The organism is Bacillus cihuensis, assembly GCF_000504145.1.
In the GTDB taxonomy this organism is placed as follows: Bacteria; Bacillota; Bacilli; order Bacillales; family DSM-1321; genus Peribacillus; species Peribacillus huizhouensis.
This window is the reverse complement of sequence record NZ_KI632495.1, coordinates 1,265,036-1,278,676: the sequence shown is the minus strand read 5'-3', so window position 1 is coordinate 1,278,676 and position 13,641 is coordinate 1,265,036. Positions and strand designations below refer to the sequence as shown.

General features: G+C 36.8%; 13 protein-coding genes. 9 read left to right on the top strand and 4 right to left on the bottom strand.

Annotated features, from left to right (window positions below; translation table 11 throughout):
- Positions 1-129 precede the first annotated feature (129 nt).
- The 3 genes from V179_RS0112075 to V179_RS0112065 form a co-directional block, all read right to left on the bottom strand.
- A complete protein-coding gene (locus V179_RS0112075) occupies positions 130-1,035 on the bottom strand; it encodes an AEC family transporter (RefSeq protein WP_028391679.1) in 906 nt (301 codons plus the stop codon).
- Positions 1,036-1,354: 319 nt separating this feature from the next.
- Positions 1,355-2,572 carry an MFS transporter gene (locus tag V179_RS0112070; RefSeq protein WP_028391678.1) on the bottom strand — a complete coding sequence of 406 codons (1,218 nt, stop codon included), beginning with the start codon at positions 2,570-2,572 and terminating at the stop codon, positions 1,355-1,357.
- Between the two features lie 26 nt (positions 2,573-2,598).
- Positions 2,599-3,462: a TetR/AcrR family transcriptional regulator gene (locus V179_RS0112065; RefSeq protein WP_028391677.1), complete on the bottom strand. Its 864-nt coding sequence runs from the start codon at positions 3,460-3,462 to the stop codon at positions 2,599-2,601.
- Between the two features lie 635 nt (positions 3,463-4,097).
- Here V179_RS0112065 and V179_RS0112060 point away from each other — a divergent pair.
- From V179_RS0112060 to V179_RS0112040, 5 genes are all read left to right on the top strand, one after another.
- Complete coding sequence (locus V179_RS0112060; protein ID WP_034301084.1) at positions 4,098-4,919, top strand: transporter substrate-binding domain-containing protein; 822 nt, start codon at positions 4,098-4,100, stop codon at positions 4,917-4,919.
- A 93-nt stretch (positions 4,920-5,012) separates the two neighbouring features.
- On the top strand, positions 5,013-5,672 hold the full coding sequence (locus tag V179_RS0112055) for an amino acid ABC transporter permease (protein WP_028391675.1): 660 nt from the start codon (positions 5,013-5,015) through the stop codon (positions 5,670-5,672).
- Positions 5,665-6,387: an amino acid ABC transporter ATP-binding protein gene (locus tag V179_RS0112050; RefSeq protein WP_028391674.1), complete on the top strand. Its 723-nt coding sequence runs from the start codon at positions 5,665-5,667 to the stop codon at positions 6,385-6,387. The genes V179_RS0112055 and V179_RS0112050 overlap by 8 nt, the downstream gene beginning before the upstream one ends.
- Before the next feature lie 318 nt (positions 6,388-6,705).
- Positions 6,706-7,698, top strand: coding sequence for an aromatic acid exporter family protein (locus V179_RS0112045; protein WP_028391673.1), 993 nt, complete (start codon positions 6,706-6,708; stop codon positions 7,696-7,698).
- A 27-nt stretch (positions 7,699-7,725) separates the two neighbouring features.
- On the top strand, positions 7,726-8,235 hold the full coding sequence (locus V179_RS0112040; RefSeq protein WP_028391672.1) for a L,D-transpeptidase: 510 nt from the start codon (positions 7,726-7,728) through the stop codon (positions 8,233-8,235).
- A 170-nt stretch (positions 8,236-8,405) separates the two neighbouring features.
- Here the strand turns inward: V179_RS0112040 and prli42 are convergent, their stop codons facing one another.
- Complete coding sequence (gene prli42 / locus V179_RS30710; protein ID WP_152534725.1) at positions 8,406-8,504, bottom strand: stressosome-associated protein Prli42; 99 nt, start codon at positions 8,502-8,504, stop codon at positions 8,406-8,408.
- A 172-nt stretch (positions 8,505-8,676) separates the two neighbouring features.
- Between prli42 and mce the strand changes: the two genes are divergently transcribed.
- From mce to V179_RS32055, 4 genes are all read left to right on the top strand, one after another.
- Positions 8,677-9,093: a methylmalonyl-CoA epimerase gene (mce, locus tag V179_RS0112030; protein WP_028391671.1), complete on the top strand. Its 417-nt coding sequence runs from the start codon at positions 8,677-8,679 to the stop codon at positions 9,091-9,093.
- The gene (locus tag V179_RS0112025) at positions 9,090-10,640 is read left to right on the top strand and encodes an acyl-CoA carboxylase subunit beta (protein ID WP_028391670.1); all 1,551 of its coding nucleotides are present in this window, start codon (positions 9,090-9,092) and stop codon (positions 10,638-10,640) included. Before mce ends, V179_RS0112025 begins: the two co-directional genes overlap by 4 nt.
- A gap of 372 nt (positions 10,641-11,012) precedes the next feature.
- Positions 11,013-12,134, top strand: a complete 1,122-nt coding sequence (locus V179_RS0112020) for a M20/M25/M40 family metallo-hydrolase (RefSeq protein WP_028391669.1) — start codon at positions 11,013-11,015, stop codon at positions 12,132-12,134.
- 842 nt (positions 12,135-12,976) lie between these two features.
- Positions 12,977-13,105 carry a hypothetical protein gene (locus tag V179_RS32055; protein ID WP_268745193.1) on the top strand — a complete coding sequence of 43 codons (129 nt, stop codon included), beginning with the start codon at positions 12,977-12,979 and terminating at the stop codon, positions 13,103-13,105.
- The last annotated feature ends 536 nt before the right edge of the window (positions 13,106-13,641 follow it).

The following is a 13,641-nucleotide window of genomic DNA, read 5'->3' as shown; positions in this document are numbered from 1 at the left end:
GAACGTTTTTTTTATTAATACCTAAATTTGTCGCCTCACGGTTAAGCTTTATCTATCCAATTACTTATTTTAATTTTACTGCGATAACATCCTTTAAAAATATCAATTGCTTGCTTTGTAATTCTCTATTTAAAGAATAAAGTTAGCAAAGACATATAATATGATCATACTATTGACAATACAAATATTCGCTAAAGTACCAATTAAGCGATGAGTAGGGTATTTAAATTCATGAGCAAAAGACAAAACTGATAGTCCGACTGGTAGTAATAATGCAATTAAGATAGTGGATCGGAACATTTGATCGAATGGAAGTAAAAAGTAAAAGGCCAAGCCAAATACAAGCCCAAAACCATATCGGAAAAGGACATATTTAATAGTTGGTCTTAAATATTGTTTTTCAAAATTGAAGTTTAAATATAAACCTAATAGTATGAGCGATAAAGGCAAGTTCGCTTTAGATATAATTGTAGCTAAATCAATGAATCCACTTGGCAAATGGATATTGCTGAAACTTAAAATGCCCGCAATAATGTATGTCATTAATGGAACGGATTTGCTGAATTTTTTTACGACTCCAAGTGGTTTCAGGACTAGTCCTTCTTTTGAGTAATAGCTTCCCGCTATATAAGAAAGTCCAAAGACAATAAGAGAATTTCCTATATCGAACATTCCGAAATAAATGAGACCTTTTGCGCCCCAAATCGCTTCAACGAGTGGGAAGGCAAATAAGCCTACATTATATCCTGTAGCCATCATCATTAATGTTCCTTTAAGCATCCTCTCTTCTTTTCTAAATACAAAAAAAGCGAGAAAAATAGAAATAAACCCAATTATAAACGCTATTACAGGTAACATGATTAATGAAGGTTCAATTTTAACAGAATCAAGAGAAACAATAACGAGAGCAGGTAAGGTAATATTAAATATAATTCTAGAAATAGTTTCTCCATCTTTTTCTTTTAATAGATTAATACGTTTTAATAGATAACCAATACAAATGATGATTATTATATAGAGAAATTGTTGATTCATACTTGGTGATCTCCTCTGAATGTAGTTAAGAAAAATATATCATACTATTATAGTATTTATATACCTACAGATTTTAAAAAGATTTCTTACGTTTAAAATAAGGAAGATCTGTAACTTCTTTAGCAAAATTTTTTCATTCAAAAACCACTCGAATCTCTAGCCTTATGGCGAGACTTGAGTGGTTTTTTGATGCATACTTTAACCCTGCCAACGGGCAGTAAGACTAAGCATACTAAAAGAAAATAGGTGGGGACCAACTGCCCGTATAGGTCCGATTGGTTCATCTAAACCTTTGAAGATCACTAAGGTAAGTTTCACTTTATCTAGCTGAGCTCGTATGATTGGCTGTTCTTAATTGTTGTTTCTTTTTCTCACCGTTTGCCCATTTGATGCAAATAAGTAAGGTCACAATGATGATAATTGCACCAAAAATATAAGGGAGCCCCATGTTGATATCAAATAGTGCGCCAGCAAGTGCAGGGCCGACCATGTTGCCGATACTCATATAAGCATTGTTCATACCAGCTGCAAAACCTTGTTCGCTTCCAGCCATTTTTGATACGGTCGTATTGATAGCAGGACGAACCAAAGATGTCGCGATAAAGAAAAAGGTGGATACAATCAATACAGAGACAAAACCAGTTGCAAACAAAAGACTGATTAAGGAAATCGCCGTTACGACAAGCATCGAATTCATAACGCGAACTTCACCAAATCGATGAAGTACTCGATCGAGAACAAACGCCTGAACGATGACCCCAATCGAACCGCCAACGACCATTAACATGGATATATCAAATGGACTGAACCCAAATTTTACATCTGTAAATAAGCTGATGGTTGACTGGTAATTTGCCAATCCGAATGAAAGAGTAAACATCATGAGTAGAAGGATGAAATACGGTTTTTTTACGGAAACAGCCAATTGATTGATTAGTGAAGTTCGTTTGGCTGGTTGTTCGGATATGGCTGAACGGGTTGGTTCTTTCAAGAAAAAGAGGGACAAAATTACGGCAATAGCGGCAACAGCTCCTGCAATGAAAAATGGCGCTTTCACTCCAAAAGCAGCTAAAAAGCCCCCAATACCAGGGCCGACAACAAACCCTAGTGACATCGAAGCTCCTAGACGTCCCATTCCTTTAGCCCGGTTCTCTACAGTTGTTATATCTGCTACAAAGGCCATCATGGATGGAATTAAAAAGGCTGCCCCCATCCCTCCAATCGCCCGTGAAATAAAGAGCAGGATGAGCTGTTGAGAAAAAGCAAAGATAAATTGCGATAAAGCAAAAAGAATCAAACCGAATACTATAATTTTCTTTCTGCCAAACCGGTCAGACAAATCACCGGCAATAGGCGAAAAGATAAATTGAGCTAAAGCGAATGTAGCAATTAAGAAACCAAAGGTTTTCCCGCCAGCTCCAAAATCATGGATAATCGTCGGCATAATCGGAATAACGAGTCCGATTCCTGTCATGACGATAAACATATTGGCCATCAATATGAGAAGGGGAAACTGTTGTAAAGTTTTTTTGGACATATATGAACCTGCTTTCTTTATACGTTCTATTTATTTAATGTGGTAATAGGCATTTGATTTATCGTTTTTTCCAGCTCTGTTGCAAGCTCGAAAAGGGTACTGCTTGCTTTCAAATTGTGGATCATTCCTGATAAAACAGCGGCACGTGGTTTTATTTCTAAAAGTTCTTTTTCTAAAATGTCCACAGATTCAATAAGAATATCTTCTGTAAAAGAGGCGATCGCTTCTTTCATTTTCCTGACAATATACAGTGGGTGAGTAGTTTCTTTTGGCTGTAATTGCAAAGGCGAGGTGATAAAAAACGGGTTAGGTTTTTTATCGATGAATGTGTGAACAATCGCATCAAGTTGGAGAAATAGAAAACGAGCAAGTTCATTAAGGTCACACTTCTTTCCATGCTCAATAATCCCGCGTACATAAGTAATTAACATACCTTTTAAAGTGGCCGTTAAATCGGTCGCATATGGTGCTACTTCTTGCCCAAAGACTAGCACGATACCTTTTTCTGTTTTTTGGAGCAGTTTGGTATGTTCTTGGTGTACAAATTGATTGAGTGATGGGTCCTCAAGCCCTCTAACTTCATTCATTTGCATTTTAAAAAACTCGTGAAATTCACAGTAATGTCGAAGTCGAATAGCAATTTCACGAATAAAGGCTTCTTTGGCTGAATCAACTTTCGTTTCTTCTGCAGCCATTTGTTGACTTAGCACATGATAATAATATGAAAAAATCTCCGACAAGAGTTCTTCTTTTGATTTGAAATGAGTATATAAGCTTCCTTTGGAGACTCCGCAAACGTCAGCAATTTGCTGCATGGAAGTTTGGTGAAAGCTTGTTTTTGAAAAAAGTTTCATTGCAGCGATTAATATTTTTCGTTTCTTTTCGTTCATCCCGCACCCCTATTAACCATTTGGTTTTTGAATTGACCAATTGGTCATCTCTTATTAAATTCTAACACAAATCTCAAACACTTTCACCTGAATATTTTCGTATAGCGAAATTTTTAACACACATAATTTTCGTCATACAGAGAAGTTCTTGTTTATCATGATCAGTCTAAGGGAACAATCCAATCATGCGAGAAGTGATCAGTAATGGTGATAATTAGCTTAGTTTTTTATGAAGGTAGTGGGAACGGAGCTTCGCGACTTACAAATTAAAATAATCTACTTTCCCAGAAATGCTTACTATATTAAGAAAGTATTTCCAAATCAGGCTCGGCACCGCCGCCATTTTGATTAGGCGAGTGTAGCGTTCTTCTTGATAGATCTTTCATATTAACGTCATATTAGTTTTGTATTGAAAATGAAAGTTGGAGAAATAATAAAAAAGGGAGCTGATTCATACCATTCACCAGATTTTGAACATGGATTTATCATTATAAATACTATTGAATAAATATAAAAATGTGTTAAAATACATTACAGTGCATGAATATTGAAAGAGAAAATTATATTTTCCTATAATAAATGTATGGAATGTTGATAGGGAAAAATCTATGAATAAGCAATCGGAGGAATATGGAATGAAGAATAGTAAACAACTTATGCTAATGTTCGCCATGATTATGATGATGACCATTTTAGCGGCTTGCGGTACATCAAATAATGATTCAGCAAACGATAAAGAAACTGCTAATGGTGATGAGAAAAAAGTATTAACGATGGGAACTTCAGCAGATTATCCGCCATTTGAATATGTTGAGACATCAAAGAGTGATGAAATCATTGGCTTTGACATCGATGTAGCCAAAGCAATTACAGAAAAACTTGGCTATGAATTTAAAGTGAAGGATATTGATTTTAACGGTCTGGTACCTTCTTTAGAAAATGGAACAGTAGATTTTGTACTTGCGGGGATGTCTCCTACAGAAGAACGGAAAAAAACGGTAGATTTCAGTGATATCTATTATAAATCCAATCATATGATCGTAACGAAAGCAGATAGTAAAATTAAAGGTGCAAAAGATCTTAAAGGTGCTACTGTTGGTGTTCAATTAGCATCTATTCAAGAAGGAATTGCAAAGGACCTAAAAAAAGACGGTATCGACCTTACAATTGAAAATCGTAATCGTATTCCTGATTTAGTTCAAGAAATCAAAGCTGGTCGTTTTGATGCAGCCATTATTGAAGATACAGTTGCAAAAGGCTATTTAAAAGATAATCCAGATCTTGCAGGGTACTTGATTGAGTCAGATACTAAAACAGAAGAAGCGGGATCGGCGATTGCTTTCCAAAAAGACAGTGAACTAACTGAAAAATTTAATACTGAATTGAAAAAAATGATGGAAAACGGTGAATTGGAAAAACTTATATTAAAATGGTTCGGTGGCGAAACGGCTGAATAAATGAGCAAAGAAACGTTCAAAAGGGTACGTATTCTCTTTTGAACGTTTTTCCGCGCTTTCTCGTATACGAACTAAAGAGAGGATGAATGTGGTTTGAACTTGGATTTTGAAAGAATTATACCCTCCCTTCCTTATATTTTAGAGGGGATCCCAATGACATTAAAAGTTGTTGCAGTAGCAGCAGTAATTGGGATAATTTTAGGAATTATATTATCGTTAATGAAAATTAGCCGTATTAAGCCATTAAATTGGATTGCGGACTTTTATACGTCAATTTTCCGCGGCACACCGCTTGTCTTGCAGCTTATGTTGATTTATTTTGGGTCTCCACAATTGTTCGGTGTGCAAATTGAAGCATTTGAAGCTGCTTTCTTGTCGTTCGGATTAAATTCCGCTGCTTATATTTCAGAAGTCATTCGCGGTGGAATTAATGCTGTTGATAAGGGACAAAGAGAGGCAGCACTTGCACTTGGTGTTCCTTATTCGAGTATGATGATAAGCATTATTCTGCCTCAGGCCTTCAAAAATATCTTACCAGCCTTAATGAATGAATTTATTACGTTAACAAAAGAATCAGCTATTGTAACAACAATTGGACTAGCAGATATTATGCGCCGTTCTTACATTGTTGGTGGTGACACATATAAATTCTTCGAGCCGATACTATTTGCTGGCTTGATTTATTATGTGATGGTCATGATATTAACAGTGATTGGCAAGTTGATTGAAGGGAGAATGAAACGTAGTGATTAAAGTAGACAACCTCCACAAAAGTTATGGAAAACTGGACGTCCTTAAAGGAATCAATACAAGTATTAAAGAAGGCGAAGTTGTAGCCGTTATTGGTCCATCAGGATCGGGAAAATCTACATTTCTTCGCTGCTTGAATTTACTAGAACAGCCGACTGAAGGGCAAATCTGGATAAAAGAGACGAATATTACCGATAATAAAACAAACATTATGAAAGTCCGTGAACATGTAGGGATGGTGTTTCAACATTTTCATTTGTTCCCGCATAAAACGGTATTGGATAATTTAACTTATGCACCGATGAAGGTGAAAGGACTTTCCAAACAAGAGGCACAGAAGCAAGGTAGGGAATTACTAAAAAAAGTGGGTCTTGCTGATAAAGAAAAGCAGTATCCTAATAAATTATCAGGGGGACAAAAACAGCGGGTTGCTATCGCCAGAGCGCTTGCAATGAACCCTGATGTTATGCTGTTTGACGAGCCTACTTCTGCACTCGACCCAGAAATGGTTAAAGAAGTGCTAGCTGTTATGAAAGACCTTGTTCATACAGGAATGACGATGGTCATTGTCACACACGAAATGGGTTTTGCACGAGAAGTAGCTGACCGAATTCTTTTCCTTGATGGTGGGAATCTTGTTGAAGATGCACCGCCAAGTGAATTCTTTTCGAGTCCAAAAAGCAAGCGAGCACAAGACTTTTTGGAAAAAGTATTATAAGACAAACGAATATGGCGTTTAAACCCATTATTTAAAATAGCAAGCTACACCCACCTAATCTTAACGGGGGGTGTGGAGCTAAATTTTGTTTTTTTTACAACAAATATAGTACACCTGCAAAATAAATTGACTATATTAGGAGGTAGCGGAGATCCGTCTCCATATCCTTCATACTAAAAAGACGACATGATTGTTGTCTTTTTTTTTACGGAAAAATGTGAATACTTTAATTATGATAGTTGACTGTGCTTTCACTATAAATTGGTCGCGTTTGTTGGTAAGATGGGTATTATTATAAGAAAACTGGGTGATCTCGTTATGTTAAAAATCGGATATCGGACAATGAAAACGGCAGCAGGTACGACGCTCGCCATTTTTCTAGCACAATTAGCGGGGTTGGATAGTTTTCCGTCTGCAGGGATTATTACGATTCTCTGTACGAAGGTAACGAAGAAAAAATCTCTTGGGGCCGCCTATTCGCGATTCATAGCTTGTTTAGTTGCGATGGTCTATTCCACCATCCTGTTTGAACTAATTGGCTATAATCCAATGATCATTGGCATTATTTTATTACTTTTGATACCAACAACGGTTGCTTTAAAAGTAAATGAAGGCATCGTAACAAGCGGCGTCATTATCTTACATCTATATACAGCTGAACATATCACGCTTGATCTCTGGCTGAATGAACTAGGCCTCATCATAATTGGAATTGGCTCAGCCTTATTAATGAATTGGTATATGCCGAGTCTTGAGAATAAATTAATCGATTATCAGAAAAAAATTGAAGGTAATTTCAGCATAATTCTTATGGAGCTAGTAAATTATTTGCATACAAATGTAAGTAACTGGGATGGGAAAGAAATTACTGAGACACCTAAATTATTAGCTGAAGCAAAGACGTTAGCATTTCGAGATGTAGAGAATCATTTTTTGCGTGATGATGACGTGTATTATCATTATTTTAAAATGAGGGAAAAGCAATTTGAAATTATCGAGCGTATCTTGCCGCTCGCTACGAATATTCCGTCAAAAGTTAAGCAAAGTAAGATGTTAGGAGAATTTCTCATTGAACTAAGTAACAACGTCCATCCGCAGAATACCGCGATTATCTACTTAAAGAAGCTTGATGACATGGAGCAGGTTTTCAAAAAAATGGAACTACCTGTGACCCGTGAAGAGTTTGAATCGCGAGCAGCATTATTACAGTTAATGAAGGAAATCGAGCAGTATTTACAGCTTAAGCATTCATTTAAAGGGCTACCAGAACCAAAAAAACAGCATGAAAAGCTAAAGATGGGTGAAAACTAACGGAAAATGAATGGAAGGTTTGATCAGATGAAGATATTGCTTTCCTTAATCCTTACAAGCATATTATTGTCATTTGTAACGATGACCGCTTCTGCTGTTGTTGGAAAACCCTTTGTCATCGTAAATAAAGCAACTAACAAGGTGGCATTCATTGATGATAATAAAGTCCAGAATGTCTACCCTGCTGGTACGGGGAGAAGCAATGAGCTTACACCAGAAGGATTATTTACCGTTAAAGTGAAAGCTGTAAATCCGTATTTCCGTAAAAAGAACATTCCTGGAGGAGATCCTAGAAATCCTCTAGGTACGAGATGGATTGGCTTTGATGCATTAGGAACCGATGGGAGAATTTATGGACTTCATGGTACGAACAATCAAGCTTCTGTTGGAAGATATATCTCAAATGGATGTGTCCGCTTGAGAAAAGTCGACATCGAGTCTTTATATGAGCGTGTACCAATTGGAACAAAGGTTTTTATCACCCATTCGCCAAAAGACTTTGCAACATTGGCTAAAGAGCAGGGATTTATGAAATAAGAATGGCGAATTGCCTTAAAAAAATGTTAAAAAAAGGGTCAGACCTCACAGTTACTATCATCGTTTATTAACAAATAAACGATGATAGAGTGTGGGTCTGCCCCTTTTTGAATGATCTTTTTTATTCCGCATTAACGGGTAGTGAAGCCCCCACTGATTGAAGATTCACTTTATTGTAGAAAGAATGCAATGCCAGAAAGTAGACTCGTTAATAACATGGAAATAATCATTAAATAAACAACGATTTTTCTCGTTTTCTTGTTTTTCATTTTAATCTCTCCTCTATGTAAGGAGTATAGAATTCCTTACAGCATGCGTATATATATAGTTTAACTCGTCCATAGTAGAATCTCAAGGATATATTGTAGTAACGAATATAAGCAAGAATCTATTTGAATTTATTTAATATTATTATTCAACAATATTAAATGGGGGCTTTACATGATAAAGAGAATTGATCATATAGGTATAGCTGTCACATCAATAGCCGAAGCTTTGCCGCTTTATACGAATGTATTTCAATTGGAACTGGAAGGAATTGAAATCGTAGAGGATCAAAGAGTAAGGGTAGCATTTCTAAACGCTGGCAATACAAAGTTGGAATTAGTGGAAGCATTATCTAAAGATAGCCCAATAGCCCAATTTATTGAAAAACGAGGCGAAGGTATTCATCATATAGCTTTTAGTGTGGAAAATATTTCATCTCGAATTGAAGAAATTAATAATGGAGGCTTACATATGATTGATAAGACAGCAAGAATTGGTGCTCATCAAGCTCAGATTGCTTTCCTTCATCCAAAGTCAGGTGGAGGCGTTCTATATGAGTTGTGTGAGCATGACGAGGAGGAGGAAAAATGACAGACATCTATGAACTTATCAATAAGTTGTATGATCGACGGCAGGAAGTAGAGCTTGGCGGTGGAGATGAGCGAATTTTGAAGCAGCATGAAAAAGGTAAGTTAACAGCAAGAGAACGAATACATCTTTTGGTCGACAAAGGGAGTTTCGTTGAACTCAATCCATTTATCGAGCATGGCTGTGTTGATTTTGGCCTAGATAAAATCAAAGGACCTGGAGATGGCGTAGTTACAGGATATGGAAAAGTGAATGGGCGTCCGATTTATTTATTTTCTCACGACTTTACAGTTTTTGGAGGAGCTCTCGGCGAAATGCATGCAAAAAAAATAGTAAATGTCATGGATTTAGCCGCGAAAAATGGTGCTCCGTTTATAGGGTTAAATGACTCTGGAGGAGCTCGAATACAAGAGGGGGTTGCTTCTCTGGATGGATATGGACAGATCTTTTATCGAAATGCAATTTATTCGGGGGTTATCCCGCAAGTTTCGGTTATTATGGGCCCATGTGCCGGCGGAGCCGTTTATTCACCAGCTATTACCGATTTCGTTTTTATGGTAAAAGATACGAGTCAAATGTTCATCACTGGACCAAAAGTGATTGAAACGGTGACAGGAGAAAAGGTTAGTGCTGAAGATCTTGGTGGTGCAATTGTACATACTAGCATTAGCGGAAACGCCCATTTTCAAGCTCAATCAGAAAAAGAAGTATTGGAGATGGTACGTCAGCTACTCATGTATTTACCGCAAAATAATGAGGAAAAACCACCTCTCTATGCTGTAGATGATAAAGAAGATTACCGACCAACACTTACAGAAATTATTCCATTTAATGGTTTGCGTCCTTATGATGTTCGTTTAGTAATTGGTGAAGTCGTAGATACTGATTCGTTTATGGAAATCCAAAAAGATTTTGCGAAAAATATTGTGATCGGCTTAGCGAGAATGAAGGGCGAGGTGGTCGGACTCGTCTGCAATCAGCCCAAAGTATTAGCTGGAGGGCTTGATATCGATTCTTCAGACAAAGCAGCACGATTTATTCGTTTTTGCGATTCGTTCAATATTCCACTTATTACCTTGGAAGATGTGTCTGGATTTTTCCCTGGAGTTAAGCAAGAGCACGGTGGAATCATTCGCCATGGTGCAAAAATCCTTTATGCTTATTCTGAAGCGACAGTACCAAAGTTAACAGTCGTTCTCCGTAAAGCATATGGTGGTGCTTATGTAGCGTTAAATAGTAAATCAATTGGTGCCGATTTTGTATTTGCCTGGCCTAATGCTGAAATTGCCGTCATGGGGCCTCAAGGGGCTACGAATATAATATTTGCAAAAGAAATTGAAACGAGTGAAAATCCAGAGCAGACACGGGCACAGAAAATTTCCGAATATCTTGAGAAATTTGCAAATCCGTATGTAGCAGCAAGTCAAGGAATGATTGATGATGTCATCGATCCCCGGGAAACGCGCATTAGATTGCTCCAATCTCTAGAGATGTTGCGTAACAAAAAGGAATCTAGACCATTAAAAAAACATGGGAATATTCCTTTATAATGGTGAAAATGAATCATGATTTCTTGCGGGTACCGAACTATTAGCGATATACTAGGGATGTGGAAGTAGTTAGACTTCATCAAAGGGGATATTTATCCCACTCTTGACGTTGAGCACGCTATGAGAAGATTGATGAGGATCAACTGTCCGTAGAGTCGATTTATCTACACTGCGCGGAGATATTAGCGGCTCTAGAACGGGACTAACAATCAGTGGGAGTACGAAGAAAACCCCCTACTGATTGAAATTTCACTTTATCTTCCTAAACTGATCGATCGTTAGCTAGGATAAAGTGAAGATTTCTCATCGGAATTTTACCGATCACGAAATGGATCTAAAATCAGGTTTATACATATTGGAGGTTTTGTAGGAATGGTGAACGAAGAACGTATTATAAAGGAATTTATTGAATTAGTCCAAGTCGATTCGGAAACAAAGTTTGAAACGGAAATTGCTAAAGTTTTAAAGGAAAAATTCACGGCATTAGGTGTAGATGTTTTCGAGGATGATACTACCGCTATTACAGGTCATGGAGCAGGCAACTTGATATGCACGCTGAAAGGCACGAAAGAAGGAGTGGATACGATTTATTTCACTTCACATATGGATACGGTTGTACCAGGCAAAGGAATTAAACCGTCCATTAAAGACGGCTATATCGTTTCTGATGGAACTACGATTCTTGGAGCGGATGACAAAGCAGGTCTTGCAGCGATGCTTGAAACAATCCGGGTATTAAAAGAAGAAAATATCCCCCATGGTACGATTGAATTCATCATCACGGTAGGCGAGGAATCTGGTCTTGTTGGGGCGAAAGCTTTAGACCGTACCCTCGTTACAGCTAAATACGGCTATGCACTAGATAGTGATGAAAAGGTAGGAAATATTATTGTGGCAGCGCCAACTCAAGCAAAAATCTTTGCAAAAATGTACGGCAAAACAGCTCATGCAGGAGTTGCCCCTGAAAAAGGAATTTCCGCAATTACAATGGCAGCAAAAGCGATTGCGAAAATGCCGCTTGGAAGAATTGATGAAGAAACAACAGCGAACATCGGCTATTTCAGAGGTGGGCAGCAAACAAATATCGTTTGTGACTTTGTGGAAATCTTGGCGGAGGCACGCTCTTTAATTCCAGAAAAAATGGAAGCTCAAGTTGAGAAAATGAAACAAGCGTTTGAATCCGTTGCATCTGAAATGGGTGGAAGAGCTGAAGTTGAAGTAACGGTTATGTACCCTGGTTTTAAATATGGCGATGGTGATCATGTTGTTGAAGTAGCCAAGAAAGCAGCAGCAAAAATCAACCGTCCATCAAAGCTACTTCAAAGCGGCGGTGGAAGTGATGCGAACGTCATTGCTGGCTTCGGCATTCCAACAGTAAACCTTGCTGTAGGCTATGAAGATATCCACACAACTAATGAAAAAATTCCTGTTGAAGAATTAACGAAATTAACGGAAATGGTCCTAGCCATTATCGAAGAAGTTGCAGGAGAATAATCGAACGAAATATGCCTGGAATTTAAAGAGATTTATATATCAGATATAGAATTTGATGTGACAATTAAAAAGCAATAGCGTGGAATTGAACTGCACCCCCCATTGTTAGACACGATCTAACAATGGGAGGTGCATTTTTTTATGACTAAATTTACATTGAATCCAAAAAATAGATGCTGTTGTAAGATAAAAGTGCAAAATTATTGGGAGCGAATTATAAAGTCGTTCGAATGTGGGGGAAGCAGTTGAATATCACGGAATAAGTGCTTTTGAAAAAAGCTATACAGTTTATTCAATGCAGTATAAATCAGACGTACTTAACTATATTAACTATATAAATGAAAATGGAACGTCTCCGAATGAAACCGCCGTCATTTTTAATATTTCATCACCTGCATGGATTAGAAAATGGCGATTTCAACTAATTACAAAAGGAATTGAGTCCCTAGAATCAAAGAAAAAGGGATGTTCACCGATGAAAAACTAAAATCAAGAATACATTAAATTTGTAAAATATCATGGATGTGGGAGCAAAAGGTGTTGCAGTTAGTCGAAATATTAAACAGAATCAAATCCTTATTGGAGTAAGTGCTGGTTTAAATACTAATATTCATAAAAGTGGAACTGGAAAAGAGGCTAATAATGTTTATCAAATGTAAAACATCCATTATTAAAATATTTTAAATATTTGGAAAAGTATTGAAGAAATAAAAATGAATGATAAAATAATAAACAAGTTAAATATAGAAAATAATTACAAAATAAAGATAAATTGGTATTTTTGGTAGTTTAAAGGGAGGTGGTGAAAAATAAGTTTATATGTCACAGCTCAACGAGGCAATTTGATTACGACAAGGAAATCAGATTATTTAGATTGTATTATCGCTGAAGTGAGCAAAGCTGGTATTAAAGGGGTTGATGTTCAGATCGCTTTGTTAGAAGAATATAAGAACTCGAACTCACAAGAATGACTTAAGGAATAAATGGTTAGTAAGGAAATTGAATTAGCAACTTTGAATTTACTATTTATCTGGGAAAATGATAAAAATTCGAGGGTGAGGAAGAGAAGGGAATGGAATGGCGGATTAATATATTAAGTATTCGAGGCAATTTCCTAATGCTCTATTGAATGTACTAGCAAGGGGCAGGCCTAATCGGAATACTTTATTGAAATGGCAAAGAGAGATAATTAGCTGTGCAAATGCACTAGGGAAATAAAGGAGTAAACGGTTTGAACCTTCATTTCTAGTGCCAGAAGTCTATTAGCCTATAAAAAATGAAAGGGTTTTCAATTCTAGTTTGATAGAGAAATTAGTTGAATAAGGTAGTTATCGTTCTTTCAAGATCAGTGATGGATATGCTAAATAAGAGAGTTATTAACAATTCTGTTAGAAGTACTTCAATTAATCAGATAAAAATATATATTTCCTTTTTAGTTACAAAATTGTGTTGACATTAACAAGTGAGCGTTCATTAGGAATAAAGTTTCAATATTTCAGGGGTATCA

Excerpts from the sequence above, each read along its gene's own strand:
- V179_RS0112075 (WP_028391679.1), bottom strand. The coding sequence starts at position 1,035 with ATGAATCAACAATTTCTCTATATAATAATCATCATTTGTATTGGTTAT.
- V179_RS0112070 (WP_028391678.1), bottom strand. The coding sequence starts at position 2,572 with ATGTCCAAAAAAACTTTACAACAGTTTCCCCTTCTCATATTGATGGCC.
- V179_RS0112065 (WP_028391677.1), bottom strand. The coding sequence starts at position 3,462 with ATGAACGAAAAGAAACGAAAAATATTAATCGCTGCAATGAAACTTTTT.
- V179_RS0112060 (WP_034301084.1), top strand. The coding sequence starts at position 4,098 with ATGAAGAATAGTAAACAACTTATGCTAATGTTCGCCATGATTATGATG.
- V179_RS0112045 (WP_028391673.1), top strand. The coding sequence starts at position 6,706 with ATGTTAAAAATCGGATATCGGACAATGAAAACGGCAGCAGGTACGACG.
- V179_RS0112040 (WP_028391672.1), top strand. The coding sequence starts at position 7,726 with ATGAAGATATTGCTTTCCTTAATCCTTACAAGCATATTATTGTCATTT.
- prli42 (WP_152534725.1), bottom strand. The coding sequence starts at position 8,504 with ATGAAAAACAAGAAAACGAGAAAAATCGTTGTTTATTTAATGATTATT.
- mce (WP_028391671.1), top strand. The coding sequence starts at position 8,677 with ATGATAAAGAGAATTGATCATATAGGTATAGCTGTCACATCAATAGCC.
- V179_RS0112025 (WP_028391670.1), top strand. The coding sequence starts at position 9,090 with ATGACAGACATCTATGAACTTATCAATAAGTTGTATGATCGACGGCAG.
- V179_RS0112020 (WP_028391669.1), top strand. The coding sequence starts at position 11,013 with ATGGTGAACGAAGAACGTATTATAAAGGAATTTATTGAATTAGTCCAA.